This window comes from Paenibacillus sp. J53TS2 (assembly GCF_018403305.1).
GTDB lineage: Bacteria > Bacillota > Bacilli > Paenibacillales > Paenibacillaceae > Fontibacillus > Fontibacillus rhizolycopersici.
This window is the reverse complement of sequence record NZ_BOSK01000007.1, coordinates 25,429-41,688: the sequence shown is the minus strand read 5'-3', so window position 1 is coordinate 41,688 and position 16,260 is coordinate 25,429. Positions and strand designations below refer to the sequence as shown.

17 protein-coding genes and 1 tRNA gene are annotated in these 16,260 nt (G+C 53.8%); 16 read left to right on the top strand and 2 right to left on the bottom strand.

Annotation, left to right across the window (positions count from 1 at the left end):
* Window positions 1-2: 2 nt before the first annotated feature.
* The gene (locus KJS42_RS15925) at window positions 3-635 is read right to left on the bottom strand and encodes a PAS domain-containing protein (RefSeq protein ID WP_213623422.1); all 633 of its coding nucleotides are present in this window, start codon (window positions 633-635) and stop codon (window positions 3-5) included.
* Window positions 636-813: 178 nt separating this feature from the next.
* Between KJS42_RS15925 and KJS42_RS15920 the strand changes: the two genes are divergently transcribed.
* The 16 genes from KJS42_RS15920 to KJS42_RS15845 all read left to right on the top strand — a co-directional run bounded on the left by KJS42_RS15920 (window position 814) and on the right by KJS42_RS15845 (window position 15,257).
* Complete coding sequence (locus KJS42_RS15920; RefSeq protein ID WP_155606491.1) at window positions 814-1,203, top strand: helix-turn-helix domain-containing protein; 390 nt, start codon at window positions 814-816, stop codon at window positions 1,201-1,203.
* Window positions 1,204-1,262: 59 nt separating this feature from the next.
* A tRNA-Leu gene (locus KJS42_RS15915) sits at window positions 1,263-1,345 on the top strand.
* A 252-nt stretch (window positions 1,346-1,597) separates the two neighbouring features.
* A complete protein-coding gene (locus tag KJS42_RS15910; protein WP_155606492.1) occupies window positions 1,598-1,876 on the top strand; it encodes a hypothetical protein in 279 nt (92 codons plus the stop codon).
* Between the two features lie 105 nt (window positions 1,877-1,981).
* The gene (locus KJS42_RS15905; RefSeq protein WP_193415504.1) at window positions 1,982-2,407 is read left to right on the top strand and encodes a thiol-disulfide oxidoreductase DCC family protein; all 426 of its coding nucleotides are present in this window, start codon (window positions 1,982-1,984) and stop codon (window positions 2,405-2,407) included.
* 165 nt (window positions 2,408-2,572) lie between these two features.
* A complete protein-coding gene (locus KJS42_RS15900; RefSeq protein ID WP_193415503.1) occupies window positions 2,573-3,715 on the top strand; it encodes a nucleotide-binding protein in 1,143 nt (380 codons plus the stop codon).
* 3 nt (window positions 3,716-3,718) lie between these two features.
* A complete protein-coding gene (locus KJS42_RS15895) occupies window positions 3,719-4,939 on the top strand; it encodes a TadA family conjugal transfer-associated ATPase (RefSeq protein WP_213623421.1) in 1,221 nt (406 codons plus the stop codon).
* Between the two features lie 27 nt (window positions 4,940-4,966).
* Window positions 4,967-5,776 (top strand): type II secretion system F family protein, encoded by an 810-nt coding sequence (locus KJS42_RS15890; protein ID WP_244868519.1) that lies wholly within the window; start codon window positions 4,967-4,969, stop codon window positions 5,774-5,776.
* 17 nt (window positions 5,777-5,793) lie between these two features.
* Window positions 5,794-6,669 (top strand): type II secretion system F family protein, encoded by an 876-nt coding sequence (locus tag KJS42_RS15885; protein ID WP_213623419.1) that lies wholly within the window; start codon window positions 5,794-5,796, stop codon window positions 6,667-6,669.
* Between the two features lie 23 nt (window positions 6,670-6,692).
* Complete coding sequence (locus KJS42_RS15880) at window positions 6,693-6,887, top strand: Flp1 family type IVb pilin (RefSeq protein ID WP_155606497.1); 195 nt, start codon at window positions 6,693-6,695, stop codon at window positions 6,885-6,887.
* A gap of 2 nt (window positions 6,888-6,889) precedes the next feature.
* Window positions 6,890-7,558 carry a TadE/TadG family type IV pilus assembly protein gene (locus tag KJS42_RS15875; RefSeq protein WP_155606498.1) on the top strand — a complete coding sequence of 223 codons (669 nt, stop codon included), beginning with the start codon at window positions 6,890-6,892 and terminating at the stop codon, window positions 7,556-7,558.
* Between the two features lie 12 nt (window positions 7,559-7,570).
* Entirely contained in the window at window positions 7,571-9,805 is a 2,235-nt protein-coding gene (locus tag KJS42_RS15870; RefSeq protein ID WP_213623418.1) for a TadE/TadG family type IV pilus assembly protein, read from the top strand.
* Window positions 9,806-9,857: 52 nt separating this feature from the next.
* On the top strand, window positions 9,858-10,850 hold the full coding sequence (locus KJS42_RS15865; protein WP_306433138.1) for a pilus assembly protein: 993 nt from the start codon (window positions 9,858-9,860) through the stop codon (window positions 10,848-10,850).
* A gap of 46 nt (window positions 10,851-10,896) precedes the next feature.
* Window positions 10,897-11,373 (top strand): A24 family peptidase, encoded by a 477-nt coding sequence (locus KJS42_RS15860; RefSeq protein WP_244868518.1) that lies wholly within the window; start codon window positions 10,897-10,899, stop codon window positions 11,371-11,373.
* 20 nt (window positions 11,374-11,393) lie between these two features.
* Window positions 11,394-13,016: a DUF6382 domain-containing protein gene (locus KJS42_RS15855; RefSeq protein ID WP_213623415.1), complete on the top strand. Its 1,623-nt coding sequence runs from the start codon at window positions 11,394-11,396 to the stop codon at window positions 13,014-13,016.
* Window positions 13,017-13,188: 172 nt separating this feature from the next.
* Window positions 13,189-14,226 carry a FecCD family ABC transporter permease gene (locus KJS42_RS15850; protein ID WP_240908708.1) on the top strand — a complete coding sequence of 346 codons (1,038 nt, stop codon included), beginning with the start codon at window positions 13,189-13,191 and terminating at the stop codon, window positions 14,224-14,226.
* Window positions 14,223-15,257 carry a FecCD family ABC transporter permease gene (locus KJS42_RS15845; RefSeq protein ID WP_213623414.1) on the top strand — a complete coding sequence of 345 codons (1,035 nt, stop codon included), beginning with the start codon at window positions 14,223-14,225 and terminating at the stop codon, window positions 15,255-15,257. Before KJS42_RS15850 ends, KJS42_RS15845 begins: the two co-directional genes overlap by 4 nt.
* 67 nt (window positions 15,258-15,324) lie before the next feature.
* Here KJS42_RS15845 and KJS42_RS15840 read toward each other — a convergent pair whose 3' ends face one another.
* Window positions 15,325-16,251: a TIGR01777 family oxidoreductase gene (locus tag KJS42_RS15840; RefSeq protein ID WP_213623413.1), complete on the bottom strand. Its 927-nt coding sequence runs from the start codon at window positions 16,249-16,251 to the stop codon at window positions 15,325-15,327.
* Window positions 16,252-16,260: the final 9 nt, after the last annotated feature.

The following is a 16,260-nucleotide window of genomic DNA, read 5'->3' as shown; positions in this document are numbered from 1 at the left end:
GGTTATTCCGACTGGGGCGGCAGATCCAGGATCGAAGAATATTTGGGGTATAGTGCTCGAATGCAATCCGGACAAATATCATGGGTAAATTCGGCGTGGGTATGCTTAATAAGGTAGGCTTCGATGGTGCTCCACATTTCGCTTTCGTCTTTAATTTTCTTGCATACGGCGCAAATCGGCAACAGCCCCCGGAGCGTTCGAATATGAGCCAAATCATGCTGCATTTGAATTTCCTGACGTTTCATTCGGGTGATGTCGGTGCAGGTGATCACGATTCCATGGGGAGGGGCGGATGCCTCTTCGGCATAAGGGGTCATTTCGGCAAGATACCATAGTTCCTCTTCGGTGGTTGGGGCCTTGAATTCAAAGGCAAATATCTTGGTATCCCCATTTAAAATACGCGAAAATTGCTCCAGCAGCTGGCGGACGTTAAAATAAGTAAGATGATGGGGGCCATGCTGAAAAAACTGAAATAGATTCAAACCGGGCCGCCCCCATTCGGGAGCAACGCCAAGTTGAGAGGCTCGATTGGCCCAGGTCCGATTGACGGAGACGATCGTTCCGTTAGGGTCTAGGATCGCAACGCTTTGATTTAACGAATGATAGGGTTCTTTCCAACGCAGGTTCTCTTTCACGGCGGGTGCGCTCCTGTCATGAAATAAGGGCAGTCTTCCGACCTATTAAGTACTTGTCGGCCCTGTGTTAAGATATAGGCGTATGTTAGCCTCATGGAATAGTATCGCGGTATCTTACTCTATTATATACGTATATGCGTCGTTCTACAATGAAAAAAATAACTTAATTGCGTCATTAATGTTTGTTAGGAAGGTTGGAGAGAAGTTGTCGATTTACGAACGTATCGAATTGCTGATCAAAAACGCCGGTATGACTAAAAAAGCCTTTTGCCTAGAACTTGGGATCAGTACAGGAAATCTCGGGGACTGGAAGCGCGGCAAGTCCACGCCGAGTACGAATAAATTGATTGAAATCGCCGCGTTTTTTGATGTCAGCCTGGACTGGCTCATGACCGGAAGAGAGAAACAGGCCGAATTGGTGCAAGACCAAAGAACGGAATATGTCTCCATCGAAAAAGATTGGAATTTGTTTGCGAGCTCATTGACTGAATCAGAGCGGGCTTTCGTGCGGGAGTACATCGAGTTTACCCGTTACCGGAGGCTGAAGGCCGGGCGGAGGGACAAATAATTCCACTTTACTTTTCATGACTACGAAGATATAATAATTCATGTTCGTCTTTTAGAATCGCGGTCGTGGTGGAATGGCAGACACGCTATCTTGAGGGGGTAGTGGGCGTACGCCCGTGGAGGTTCGAGTCCTCTCGACCGCATCATTGAAGCCGATAAAGAACTTCTCGGAAACTCCGGGAGGTTCTTTTTTGGTTATGCAAGGTTGTTTTTCGTAGTCTGGGTGTATGGGGCGGGGAAGATTTGCACATTCTAATAGACATCTTGCACAATATGCGCCGGATCAGGCCGTTTGGGCGGGTTTTCAAGTTGACATGCTGATAAAAATTATTTAATATGACTAAGTACTAAAAGAGCTTCGCTCTGGAAAGAAATTTGATAATATGGGTGATAACATGTCCTACAGACCGAATGTTGTAAATGTAACCAAGGCCGGCAGCAACGATAAGGACGGGTTGTATGAGTTTATCGTGAATATGGCCGACGGTACGGCGTGCCGCGTGTTTTACCACCGTAATCCCGAATGGCGGTTAACCAACGTCAGCAGGCTGCAAAAGACACCTTGCCCGGTCTGCCGTAAAGACTTCATTTGCCAATGCATGGAGAAATTTTCGGGTGAAATTAACCGTCAAATGGTAGAAGGACAGTGGCTCGACAAGCTTTCGTCCAAGTAATCGCTTTTGCCATCTGGCGACGGCAAGCACGGGATATTTCCCGTGCTTTTTTCTTATATATCATTTAGGAGCAGCGTCGAAGCCGCAAGGAGAGGGGGCTAGAGCGTGTCTGAGGGGCCAAATGAATGGAAAGGGCACGTCATCTTATTCGATGGGGTTTGTCATTTATGCCAAGGAGCCGTCAAGTTTATCATCAAGCGTGACCCGGTAGGGCGATTCCGCTTTGCTTCCTTGCAATCGCCTGCCGGCAGCCGGTTGCTGAAAGCAGCGGGGGCACGTGAGGAAGCGCTGGACAGCGTCGTTTTGATTGAACACGGGACTCCCTATACCCGCTCGGCGGCGGCACTGCGTATAGCCAGAGGTTTACGGTATCCCTGGCCGCTGCTATATGTGCTGATCATCGTCCCGCGAGGCCTTCGGGATGCGGCGTATCAATTCGTCGCGAAGCATCGTTACCGCTGGTTTGGGAAGGACGAGGCCTGCCTGGTTCCGACCCGTGAGCTGAAGGAGCGGTTTTTGGAGGACGGGTAGAGGCGTTGAATCTATAAAAAAATCTTGTCTGCGATCCATATTTGTGATATTCTTACTGTAAATTTAAGGAATACGGGAACGGTAGCACCGTCCATGATCCGATTTTCATTCGGGTTTTGGGCGGTGCTTTTTTGTTTTCGTTCCATTGAAGAAGGAGGGTGGATCATGGTTCCGATTAAATTGGTGCTGGCCGTGCAAGAAGAGGAGTATATCGACCCGTTTCTGCGGTATGTGCATGCAAGCGAGTTTGATCGGCGTTTGGTGGTGACGGCATTTAGCCGAAAGGAGGCATTTGCCCAATATGTGTTGGAGTCCGGCGGGGACATCGACGCGATATTGGGGGATGCGACATTTCTTGAGGCGGTTGATCCGCTGAAGCGGCCTGGACTCTGCTGCATTCAGCTGGGGGAAGACGGCAATCTCACGGGAGCCAACGGCCTTTGTATTGAGAAGTATCAACCGCTGCATCAGTTGCTTTCTTCGGTTGTCGAGCTTGTTCGAGGAGGCTTTGGGACATCGATGCCTTCCCGCGGACGGCCAATCGTCATCGGGGTTTACTCTACCGTTGGCGGCTGCGGCAAGACGACGGTTGCGCTTCATTTGGCTCGGCAGCTGGCGACGGAAGGGGGAAAGGTGTTTTACCTCAACCTGGAGACGATCGGCAGTGAACTGACCCATGCCGGACAGAGCTTACGAGAGGGGCAGGCGGGGTTGGCCCGGCTGTTGTACGATCTGAAGGCGGCGGATGACCGGCGGGAGCCGCCGCGGTTTCCGATATCTGCTTACGCCTACAGGCATCCCGTCCTGCAAGGGGACACGCTTGCTCCCCCGGACAATCTCAACGAGCTGCTGGAAATGGAACGCAAGGATACGTCGGAGTTACTCGAGTACATCGCAGGCAGCGGTTTGTACGACTCGGTGATCGTGGATATGGATTCCTTTCCGGACGGCCGTACGGAAGCGGTCCTGGAGCGGGCTGATCGTGTTGTATGGATCGTCACGGACGACTGGGGAGTGATGCGCAAAACCGGGGGCTGGCTGGCTCATCTTGAACGCACCCGTCCAGATTTTTACCGGTCGCTGCTGGGGAAAGCCCGGTTTGTACTAAATCGTTATACGGGGAAGCGGTCTGTGGATTTGCCAAGGCCGGATTTGAAAATTCAGGCAACGTTATCCCACATTCCCGCCTGGAGTCAAGGCAACCGCCAAGGGGATTTGCTGTACTCCCCTCTTTATCAACGCGATATGATTCGGCTATGCAGCGAACTCCATGGCGAGGGGCCAATCACGCTGGCGCTGGAGGGATAAGTGATGGAGGAAGCGGACTTTGCGGCGCTGCGCAGTGAAATCCGCCAGGGACTGGACGTCACCTCCGTCTTGAACGACGACCAACTGCTCGACTTTATCGAGCGGCGCGTGCTTGATGACCGGCGTTTGAGCGGAGCGACCGCGGCTGAGAAGCGGAAATGGGTGCGCAGGCTGTACGATTCGTTTCGAGGACTCGACGTCCTTCAACCGCTCGTTGAGGATCGCGGCGTCACGGAAATTATGATTAACAGCCATGAGGAGATATTCGTTGAACGGGAGGGGCAGGTTAGGCGGATTCCTGTCCGCTTCGAATCCCGGGAACGCTTGGAGGACATCATCCAAACGATCGTATCTGGCGTTAATCGGATGGTGAATGAATCGTCGCCGATCGTTGATGCTCGGCTTCGGGACGGATCGCGGGTCAATATTGTTCTGCCGCCTGTCGCCTTAAAGGGACCGACGATGACGATTCGCAAATTTCCGGAACGACCGCTAACGATGGAGCAATTAGTCTCGATCGGTTCGCTTAGCGAGGAAGCGGCGGAGCTGCTGCAACGGCTTGTTCGAAGCAAATATAACATCTTTATCAGCGGTGGAACGGGCTCAGGAAAGACGACATTTTTGAACGCTTTGTCCCAGTTTATTCCGTCCGATGAGAGGGTGATCACGATTGAGGATTCGGCCGAGTTGCAGATCGTCACGGTACCGAATCTAGTATCGCTCGAAACCCGGAATGCGAATACGGAAGGGAAGGGTGAAATTACCGTCCGCGATTTGATTCGATCCTCGCTGCGGATGCGGCCCAACCGAATTGTCGTCGGTGAGGTGCGTGGAGCTGAGGCACTGGACATGCTGCAGGCGATGAATACCGGCCATGACGGCAGTCTTTCTACCGGGCATGCCAACAGCACTGCGGATATGATCAGTCGGCTGGAAACGATGGTGCTGAGCGGAGCCGAATTACCGCTTCCGGTCGTTCGGCAGCAAATCGCCTCGTCCATCGACGTTTTCGTGCATTTGTCGCGTCTGCGCGATCGTTCGCGCCGAGTAACGGAAATTTCCGAGGTCGTTGGTCTGCAGGAAGGGGAGGTGGTACTTCAGCCCTTATTTACTTTTCGGGAAGAAGGGGAACAAAACGGTCGAATCGTTGGCAAGCTGCAAAGCAGCGATACGGGGTTAATACATACGGACAAGCTGCGCATGGCGGGTATGCCTTTCAATTAATGCAGAGTTAGGATGGGAGGGTTTTCGTTGCTAAAAAGGCGGGCAAATCTGCAGAAATGGAGGGTTGGATTCATTGCTGCCGATAATCCGGCGAAACTAGCGGATTATCGAGTATATCCATTGTCTGCACAGCAAAGGGGCATTTGCATGTTGGTTGGGGGAGCTGTGTTCTATGCCTTGGGTTATGTCTTCTTCCGGGTGGTCCCGCTGGCGTTTCTCTTATCGCTTTGCGGCGTGTATGCGCCGAAATATTGGAGCAGCTACTTACTGCACCGGAGAAGGGAGAACCTGAGCCTGCATTTTAAGCAGGCATTATATTCGTTATCTTCGTCTTTGGCCTCTGGTCGTTCGGTAGAGAACGGCTTTCGCGAAGCGATCGACGATTTAAAGCTTCTATATCCCGATGGGGACAACGATGTCATGCGAGAGCTTGCGATCATCTGCGCACGTATGGATTACGGACAGCCGGTCGAGGAAGCGCTACTCGATTTCAGCCGTCGGGCCGCACTGGAGGATATCGACAACTTTGCGGATGTATTTACGACCTGCAAGCGTTCAGGCGGAGATTTGGTTGAAGTTGTCCGACGCACCTCGAACCTCATCGGCGAGAAGCTGGAAATCAGTCAGGAAATTGGCGTGATGATTGCCCAAAAACGGTTCGAAGCCAAGGCAATGCTGGCGGCCCCCATTTTGTTCTTATTGTTTATGCAGATGACCTCCCCGGACTATATGCTTCCGCTGCATCAGGGAGTCGGATTGTTGATCTCGGGACTGGCTTTGTTGTTGTATGCAGTTTGTGCTTGGCTGATGTTAAAGATCATCGATATTCGGCTATAGAGGAGGGGCCTTTGCCAATGTACCTGCTGGTCGCGGGATTGCTGCTGGCCGCCATAGGCGGAAGCTGGCTATATGCCTATTGGAAGTCCCGGTTACTTTACCGCAGTTATGAGGGATTAACCATGGAAGGGTTAAGGCTCGTGCGCCTATCGCCGCCGATGCTACTGCTCTTGGAGCGGATCAAAGTGTCCCAGCGACTTCCACGCTTTTTCTTTAAGGTTCAGCGTGCCGTGCAGAAAATCTGCGGGAATCGGCGCAGCGGTGAAATGACCTTGTTGTTGTTGGCAGAAGCGCTCACGTACGGTCATCTATTTCTCATCTTCGGGTGCTTGATGACCTTGCTGAGCGGCGGTGCCAGCGGTTTGCTGATCGGGGGTCTGTTAGCCGTGTTGATGCCGATGGCGCTGATTAACGACCTCCATCGCAAGGTACAACGACGAGAGCAGCTCGTTCTGCTTGAACTGCCCGAGTTGCTGAACAAGATCGTGCTGCTGGTTGGCGCAGGCTCAACGGTTCAGCAAGCGATTAAGCTATGTCTGGAGCGCAAGCGGGAGCAAGCCAACCATCCTTTATACAGGGAGCTGCTACAAATGCAAAAGGAATGGGAAGGGGGCGATTCGTTTCAGCAAGCGTTGGAAGGTTTCAGCAAACGTTGCGGTATTCAGGAGGTCTCCGCGTTTGCTACGGCGGTTCTCTTAAACTACCGCCGCGGCGGAGAAGATTTTGCACTGGCGTTGCGAGATTTGTCCCATTCGCTCTGGGAGAAACGCAAAGCCGTCGGCAAAACGCTGGGCGAGCAGGCATCGTCCAAGCTGGTTTTCCCCATGGTGCTGCTGTTTATGGCGGTACTGATTCTGGTGGGCGCACCGGCGTTTATGATTATGAATTTGTAAATTCGAGCAGAGGAGGAATCAACATGTTGACTGCATTTCGCAAGGAAATCAAAGGGGCATGGCGCAATGAAGAAGGGCTGGGAATGCTAGAAATGATCTTAATTATCGCGGTGATCGTCATAATTGCAGTGATTTTCCGAGATCAGTTGAGAGACATCGTCGAGAGCTTGCTTGGGAAAGCCAAGTCAAAGACCGAAGACTTCATGGACGGAGAGTAATTATGGGCCTATGGCGTGATCAACGCGGGGGCTTTACGATCGAAGCCTCATTGGTGCTTCCGATGGTTTTTTACACGGTGCTCATTCTCCTGTTCTTCTGCCTCTACCTGTATCAACATGTGCTATTGGGTCAGGCTGCCACCGTTGCAGCGGAGCGAACGGCTTACAACTGGGAGAATAGCCATCAGGACAGTTTGACTGGCGCCTTTGACGAAGGGGAGTACGATCCCCTCTATTGGCGCCTAGGGGATGACGGTATGCTGCAGGCTGTATTTGACTGGAACGGCGAAGGCGGGACCGCCAAGCTGAATTTGCCGGCGGAAGATCGAGAGGCAGGGCAGTCGCTCCCGGTTCGGAAGCTAAGTCGGACAGGAGCTGAAGTGCCTAAGGGCCTTAGCGGGGAGATGCGCTACGACAACCGGCTGCTCATGCGTAAAGTAAGCGTAGCTTTAGAACGGCTGGTTCCGCTGGCTCCATTGGAGGGCTGGATTGGCGATGTCAACCAGAGCGGGCGTGCGGAGGCCTATGTCGTCGAACCGGTGGAATGGATTCGGACGGTGGAGCTTGCGAGCTATTACGGCGAGAAATTCCGAAGCGGTAGGGGGCAAGGGGGGATGGATAAGCAGGAGGCGCAGGAGGCGCTGAAGCTGTTTGGTAAATCATCGCGATGATGGGAAAGGAGGATGGCGGTGTTCCAACGGAAACGCTCGGAGCAAGGAGCGGTTACGGTATTTTTTATCGTGATATTTGCTGCGGTATTCGCATTTGTCGCCCTGTTTATCGATTTTGCCAGAATGTTCGCCCTGCAGGCCAAAGCAGAAGCTTTGACGCATGCGGCTTCGAGGTCCGTCCTGTCCGCTTACGACCGGGAACTGGCCGAACGGTACGGCCTATTTGCATATGGGCAAACCGACGGGAACTACATTATGGCAAAGGTGCTTCAGGACCAGCTCGAACTGGTCGGACGTAGCGAGGGGTTACCTTTGCTGGGAGCCCAATTAGATTCTTCTTCTGTCGAATTTTTGCGTCCCATCGGAACCTATCCCGTGTTCGAGCAACAAATCCGCGAACAAATGAAATACCGGGCACCGATCGACGTAACTATAGATCTGTTGAATCGCTTTAAACCGATGGCCGGAGTGATGAAGGAAGCTTCGAATACGGTGGATTTGCTGGGAAAATTACAGAAGCTTTACGACCAGAGGGAAGCCAAGCTGGATGAACTTCTGGAGAAGCAGCGGCAAGCGGCCAATGCAGTAGGGCCTTATGCGGAAGTACTGTCAGTGGGAAGCGGCGGGACCCACGGGGAAGCCTGGAACGGCGATATCTCCACGCTGCCCGACGCTGCGGCGAATTATCCCGCTTATGTGAGCCAAGTCGAGGCGGATGCGGGTAAGGAACCCGAGGATCGGATGTATACGGCGGAAATCAGCCGCTACCGTTCAACAACCAGCGGGATGTTTGCTAAACTGGACCGCGATCAACGGCTTGCAGAGCAGAACCATGCCTCACGCCTGCCAGAGGCTAGGGCCCTGCTGGAGGAAGCGCGGCGGATCAATGATCAGATGCGGCAAACGATTGAAGAGGCGGAAAAGCGCCCGGAGCAAACGGGTTATAACGAAGTGTCAGCCGGGACGAGCACCCGCGGTGGCAGTTCCGGTCCGGTCGGCGACGGCGACGTCATCGCCAATATCCGGAGCCAAGCCGGATCCCTGCTGCTATCCGAGGAGACGTTTGCCGGCCTGACCGCGGATATCGATCGGCAGTCGGCGGCGTTCGCCGGACTCCGGAACACCGGAACCTCGCTCCTAGCGCAAAGCGAATCTGTATTATCGGCGACGGCTTCGTCTACATCTTTCGCTTCGGGCGTGAATAGCACGGCTGAGGCATGCGATGCCTATCTCCGGCAATTCGTCACTCCGGGTTCAGCCAATGTGCTGGATGCGAGCGCTCGTCGGCTGGACAGTCACCGGTCCTCCGATAAGGAGCGGAAGGCGACAGAGAAGGCAGCAAGCGCCAAGCTGAAGGAGGCAGCCGGCTGGATCCGTGGAATCGAACAGCTCAAAAACGGATTGAAAGAGCACCAGGCCAAATTCGATCAACTAGAGGTGAAGATGGAAGCCAATCGATCGTTAAACCGTTCCACCTCTGGAGACGGGTCTGCCTCGGCCGCCTTGAACGATGATCCAAGTGAGGCGGGACAAGCCTCCATGGGAAGGATGGACGGATTGTACGGCGGTTTGGCAGGACTGATGGGAGGGATGTCGGACTCCGTATTTCAAATGGAGTACGTTGCGAGTTATTTTCACTTCCTGGATGTCAGCGCCTTGAACGGTTTGCTAGAGGGCAAAGGCCAAGCGGACAAGCTTGAAGTGATCCGCGAGCAATTCGCGCCGGAGAGCCAAGAGGTCGAGTATATTTTGTACGGTATGCATAATCCGGGAGGGAATGTCGCTGCCGCGTTTGGAGAGATTTTTGCAATGCGTCTGGCCATTCGGACAATGGAGGGCTTCAGCAAGAACGCGGCCAAAGGGAATCCTTTACTGGTGTTTGCCGCAGCCCTGCTGTACGGAGCGCAGCATGCCTTGCAGGATATGATCGCATTAACCCGGGACGGGAAAATCCAGTTAAGCGACTACCTTAAGGTTGATCTGACTTATCGGGATCATCTCCGGTTGTTTCTGCTGCTGCATGGCCGCAGCGAACAGCGGTTGTCGCGAATGCTTGCCGTTATATCATTGAATACCGGGATCGATCCGGCGGAGCGAGCCACCTATGTCAAAGGGAAAGTGACGGTGGCAATGCCTTTATGGTTTTTGCCCGGGGTATGTAAAACGTTGGGTAAGGTCGGCGTATTGAAAGGAAACGTGGAAGGAAGCCGGTACTATGCTGCCAAACAAGCGGACTTCTCATATTGAAGGATCGAAGGCACAACGCTTCCGGGAAAAGGGGTCATTAGGAAGTATCACGTTGGAGGCTGCTTTGATCGCTCCCGTCTTCGTGTTGGTCGTATTCTGGTTCATATTCCTTGTCCATATGACGCTGCTATCCGGACAATTGCATGCGGCGGCAGCGAATGCTGTCAAACAAATCTCCGCACATATCTATCCGGTGGCGATTGCGGTCGAGGCGCAGAGCAGCGGGCAGCAAGAAACGCAGACACCGGTCGGGGAGACGGGTCAGAGAACCGCTCCTTTGAATGGAGCGGGGGGTTCCCGCAATAAGGGAACGGTTTCGGGAAACAGCCCGTTCTCTTGGCGAATGCCGTCCCTGTCGCTTGAGGAATGGGCGGGACAATATGCGGCAAAACTGCCGGCCCCTCTATCGACATGGATAACCGATGCTGCGCGTAAAGGCGACGAACCGCTGCAAGAGTTAAAGACGAATGCGGTGGAAGCTGTTTTGGACCCGTTGGTTAAACCGATGTTACGCCCGTTCCTGCAAGGGACCTTGCTGGAGGAAGAACGCTTGCATGTCAATCGTGTCACGGTTCCAGACTTGAAGACGGGCAAGCAGCCTTATTTTGGACTAGAGGTGAGTTACGAGCTTCCGCTGAAGGTCCCGTTTTCCGGGCGGCGGATGGTACTGCAAACGAGGGCGGAAGAGCGTCTTTGGATCGGCGATACCGGTGAACTGGATTCGGGGGCTGGAAGCGGAGACAGCCAAACCGGGGAAGCGGCGGTTGTGGTCTCCAAGCCAGACCCGGCGTATGCCGGACATCGGGCGACGATCGTTGCCCAGGTTGCTCCCGGGACTAGCGCCAAGCTGACCATCTATTATAAAAGCGGGGTTAGCCAGGCGAAATATTTAGGGGAAGCGACTGCGGATGATCAAGGCAGGATTGCTTGGACCTGGTTGGTTGGGGGAAACACTACGCCGGGGACGTGGAGTTTCGTGATTGAAACGGGAGAGGGCTTGCGCACGACAGCCGGGTTCGAGGTGGCAAGTCCGCATTCGGAATAGGAAGGAAGTGCAAGGGCTGATGGTTGAGTTAGGGAGTTGTTTATTGATGTTACTTGCGGCTTTCGTCACGGATTTGAGAACGATGAAAATTCCTAATATCATCACGATAACGGGAATCTGGTCCGGACTGTCCTATCACCTTTTGATGGAGGGCTGGATTGGTGCTTGGTTCGCTGTTGCCGGGGCTGCATCTGGATTTGGTCTGATGTTTGCACTGTATTTACTGCGTGCGGTTGGAGGAGGCGATGTCAAGCTGTTTGCAGGAATTGGGGCCTGGATGGGAATCGCTTTCGCTCTATCGACGATGATGTATTCGATTTTGGCTGCAGGGTGCATCGGCTTAATCATCTTGATTTGGCGTCGTGAGACTGGGGTTCGTCTGCGTCGCATCACCGGTAGCGTCCTTGGAGCAACCGCCCTGCGAAGTACGCTCCCCATTCAGATTGCCGCCAAAGGCCAATTGCAGTTTCCGTTTATGTTAGCCGTGCTGCCGGGGGCGATACTGGCGATCTACTATATGTGACGTGCGAGGAGGGGCGTGCCATGCCAGAGTTAGTTGCCGATTTTGTTAGGGACGGCGGAACCTACATGATTCTTGAGGCTAAAGAAGGGCTGAAGCCTGAACAATTGAATCGCGTCCAGCGCGCCATGCTGGCATCGGTGACCGTGCCGAACCTGCTGCGGCTCGACATTCGCGAGGTTGATTATCAAATCAGTTTGCACTATGACATTACGGGAAAAAGAATGCTGTCTCAGTGCTTACGCAGCGACAAAATCGGCATGCCGGAGTTTTACGGTTTGCTGCTCCAAGTGGTTGCTGTGCTGGAAGATAGCAAGAGGTATATGTTGTCCCCATCCGGTTTTTTGCTCGATGAGACGCATATTTTTGTGGAGGAGCCGCTATCCAGCGGGTCGCTGTATTTTACTTATGTTCCTTGGAAGGAGATGCCGGCCGCTCTCCCGCTGTCCCAGATGCTGTTATCATTGATGACCCGACTGCTCACTTGCGTCAAACATGTCGAAGGGGATGGAATCCCGCAGTTGATTCGGTTATGTGGGGATGAGCTTTTTTCTTTGGGAGAACTTAAAAAAATGCTGTTGCGTTTGTTGTCGGACGAACCGGATATCAAGCCGGAAAGCAATGCGGAGGCAAGGAGAACATCAACGACAGTAAAGGAGCCGTTGCCAAGGCTTTCGGAGCCTTCTCCGTCATTTCCTCGTTCTGCCGTAGTTAGGGAATATCTACCGTTACGGGAGCCTGCGGAATCGGGAACTTGGGCAGGCAGTGCCGTTAACGATGTAAACGTTAAACGGGAAGAATGGGCGGGACTCGACGAGAAGGCATCGCCGAGTGAAATGCAGATCAAACCGACTTACCTTGTGCTCGGGGTGCTGCTTGTGGATGCGTTGTGTTGGAAGCTTCTCTATTTTGATCGACCCGGAGCATTCGGGTTATCGCTAAGCATAGCGGTTACCGTACTTTTAGGGGCTGCCGGATTTGTTCTATGGCGAAAGCTGCGCAGTTACGCGGCAGTGGAAGAAGAAGCGGAAGGAACAGTGTTGGAGGAAGCCCCTGAGGCGCTAGGAGTATCGGGACTTCTGGGATTATCCGCAGAACGACCATCGGGCTCTTCATTCTACAATAGAAATATTGAAGCTTTAGAGTCTTCTGGCGTTTTTCCAGCCAGGTCCTCGGTGGAGTCGTTCGTGCCGCGGACTGAGCTTTCGTATGAGATGCCGGAATCCGCGGAAGCAGCGAGTGAATCTGAACCCGAAGTGGGGGGATCTCCCCCTACAGTGCTGCTGAGCCGATCCATGCTGCAGGGACAAGATCGATCGTTGAACGGTCGCAGCCCGCACTATTATTTAGATCGTTTCGAGGAGGGCGGTGGCGTGTCAGAGCGGATTCCGTTGACCCCAGGAAGCTTCGTAATCGGGCGCTCCGAAGAGATCGTTCAATATGTGGAGAATACCGCAGGCGTTTCCCGTGCCCATGTGGAGATTTTGGTCACTTCGCGCGGCTGTTTACTCAAGGATCTAGGATCGAAGAATGGGACCCGGTTAAACGGGGAGAGTGTGGCTCCATATAAAGAATATCCTTTGCAGGCGGACGACACGTTTTATTTAGCGGAGACGAGCTTTAAATTCGGTGCGGAGGTTTCTTGAGCAAGGAGGTTTAGGGGATTATCGCCCACGCTTGACCGGAAAGTCATGGACCAAATTTGAAATGGCCGTAGATTCTCACCGGAAAAGCGGGTATAATGAACGAGAATGATTCTCAATTACATATTTCATGCTCTTATTTTTCGGCAAAATTGATTAAAGGATGGTTCTCGACATGTCGGCAATAACCCAATCTACCAAACCACGCTACCGTTCCCGCCCGCTTGCGGCAACTTTGATTTTATTCGGCGGTGCCGTGCTGCTGCTGTTTGCCATTTGCCTTTCGATTTCCGTTGGGGCGGCAGATATTCACCTCACTACCGTCTGGGATGCGCTGTTCCACTTTCAGGCGGAGCAAACTCAGCATCAAATTATTATGGAGCTGCGGCTCCCGCGGGCTTTGGCGGCTGCATTAATCGGCGCGGCGCTTGCGGTAGCCGGGTCCATTATGCAGGGGATGACACGCAACCCGATGGCTGATTCCGGCTTATTGGGACTTAACTCCGGCGCAGGGCTGGCGCTGGCCATTAGCTTTGCGTTGATGCCAGGCACCTCATTCCTGCTAACGATGTTTTATTCGTTTATCGGAGCCGGGCTGGGTGCCGGACTCGTATTCGGCATCGGCTCCATGTCCAAGGGAGGCATGTCTCCGGTTCGACTGACGTTGGCAGGGGCTGCCGTCAGTATGCTGCTGACCGCAATCAGCGAGGGGATTGCGATTTACTTCAATATTGGACAGGATCTTGCATTCTGGTACGCTGGCGCGATTGCCGGTGCGAATTGGCTGCAAATCAAACTGGTCTCACCTTGGGTGTTCGCCGGGTTGTTCTGCGCTTTGCTGCTGTCGAAATCAATTACTCTGCTCAGCCTCGGCGAAGAGGTGGCGACCGGCTTGGGCCAAAGAACACGCTTGATTAAGGCGCTTGGCATGCTCATCGTGTTGGTTCTAGCCGGCAGTGCGGTTTCGATTGTCGGTGCGATTGGGTTCGTTGGCTTGTTGGTTCCGCACGTGGCTCGCTTTTTAGTTGGCGTTGATTACCGCTGGGTGATCCCGTCCTCGGCCCTGCTTGGCAGTTTGTTGATGGTATTTGCGGATATTTTGGCGCGGATGGTTCATCCACCGCATGAAACGCCGATTGGCGCATTGATTGCCGTCATCGGGGTGCCGTTCTTCCTGTATCTCGCCATGAAGCAGAAGGGGGGATTGGAATGAACCGAATCGAAGCCCCTATGCATTTGCGGCAGAAAGCCCGTAAAGCTTATATCGTCATGACCGTCTTTGCGCTATTGATCCTTGCCGTATTCATCTTTAGCATGAATACCGGATACATCCGTCTGTCGCCGCTCGATGTGTTTAGGACCCTAGTTGGCATTGGGACAGATAAACAAGAGCTGATTTTATTCGAATTCCGGTTGCCGCGCATCGTGATTTCCGTGCTGATCGGAATGGGGATGGCGGTTGCCGGCTGTATCTTCCAAGGCATCTCCCGTAACCCGCTGGCCGATCCCGGGGTGCTTGGAATCAATGCCGGAGCTGGCCTTGCGGTAACGCTGTTTATTTCGTTTTATCCGACGACGACAAGCGCCCCCGTCTATATGATGCCGGTCCTGGCTCTTCTTGGAGCGGCCGGGGCAGCGACCTTGATTTACGTACTCTCCTTCAAAAAAAATTACGGTTTGCTCCCCATCCGAATGGTGTTGGTTGGGATTGCGGTTGCTGCCGGCATCAATGCCGCGATGATCGTTCTGCAGTTGCGCTTGCGTCCGGAAAATTTTCAGATGCTGCAAATTTGGCTGGTCGGCAGTATTTGGGGAACGTCGTGGAAGTACGTGCTGGCGCTTTTGCCTTGGCTGATCGTACTGCTTCCTTACGTGTTCTTGAAGTCGCGCGCGCTGAATGTGCTCAATCTGGGAGATCAAACCGCGACGGGTCTCGGCACTCCATTGGAGCGATCCCGTCTGGGGCTCTTGGCTGCCGCGGTTGGTTTGACCGGCGCCTGCGTCGCCGTGGGCGGAGGCATCTCCTTCGTGGGGCTGATCGCGCCGCACTTGGCCCGCCGACTGGTTGGACCCAAGCATGAGTATTTACTCCCTGCCTCCGCGCTGGCTGGTGGTTTGCTTGTTATCCTAGGCGATACACTAGGCCGCTGGGTGCTTCAGCCGGCTGAGATCCCAACCGGGATTGTAGTAGCTATTATCGGTGCGCCTTATTTCTTGTATTTGCTCACGAAGTCGCGGATGTAAACGCCTGAATGTTGATAATGACAACGGCCCTGAGACTGGAATTCCAGTCTCAGGGCCGTTGATCATTTTAGGACTTCAGATCGGCGACCGCCGATTCTAAATCAGGATAAGTGAAGGTGAATCCAGCCTCTAGCAACGCGCGGGGAATGACCTGCTGCCCCTCGAGCAGCAGGAGCGACATCTCGCCTAACGCGGCTCGGAGCACCGCCGCCGGCAGCGGAAGCCAGAAGGGACGGCGATGCACGCGGCATACGGTGCGCCCGAAATCAAGGTTCGTCACCGGATGCGGGCTCACTGCGTTCACCGGGCCGCGAACTTCCGGATGAGTGACACAGTAATCAATCAGCCTCACCATATCCTGAATATGAATCCAAGGGACCCATTGCTTGCCGCTGCCGATACTTCCTCCGATGCCAAGCTGATAGGGGAGGCGCATCAACGGATACGCGCCACCGCCTTGCCCCAGTACGACCCCGGTGCGCAGCTTGACTACGCGAATTCCGCGGAATTCCCGGTCTGCCGTCTCCTCCCAAGTCGTTGTCACTTCGGCGAGAAAATCGGGGGGAGGTAATGGTATGGACGAGCTCTCGTCAAACGATTCTGAGAGCGAAGTGCCATAAATGCCAACTGCGGAACCTTGTACAACAACCTCGGGTTTTAGTTTCATTCGCTCAACGGCGCGGGCAACCGCTCGGGTGGACTCCAGGCGGGACTCTAGAATCCGCTGCTTGGTCGGTTTCGACCAACGCTGATTCAGTGTAGCTCCGGCCAGATTCACGATGGTTGAAACACCTTCCAGTAGCACAGGATTTCTCTCCAACTCCAACCACGTTGTGGAGGTCAGCAAAGCGTCGGAAGCAGCAGCCTCCTGCAGCCAGCGCTTTCCCCCGGTACCTCCGCGCGTGACAATCATTACCTCGTGTCCTTGGCTCAGCCAAAACTTGGCCAGCGCCCGGCCGATAAACCCCGAGCCCCCGAAGATCACCGTTTTCATGTTTTCCTG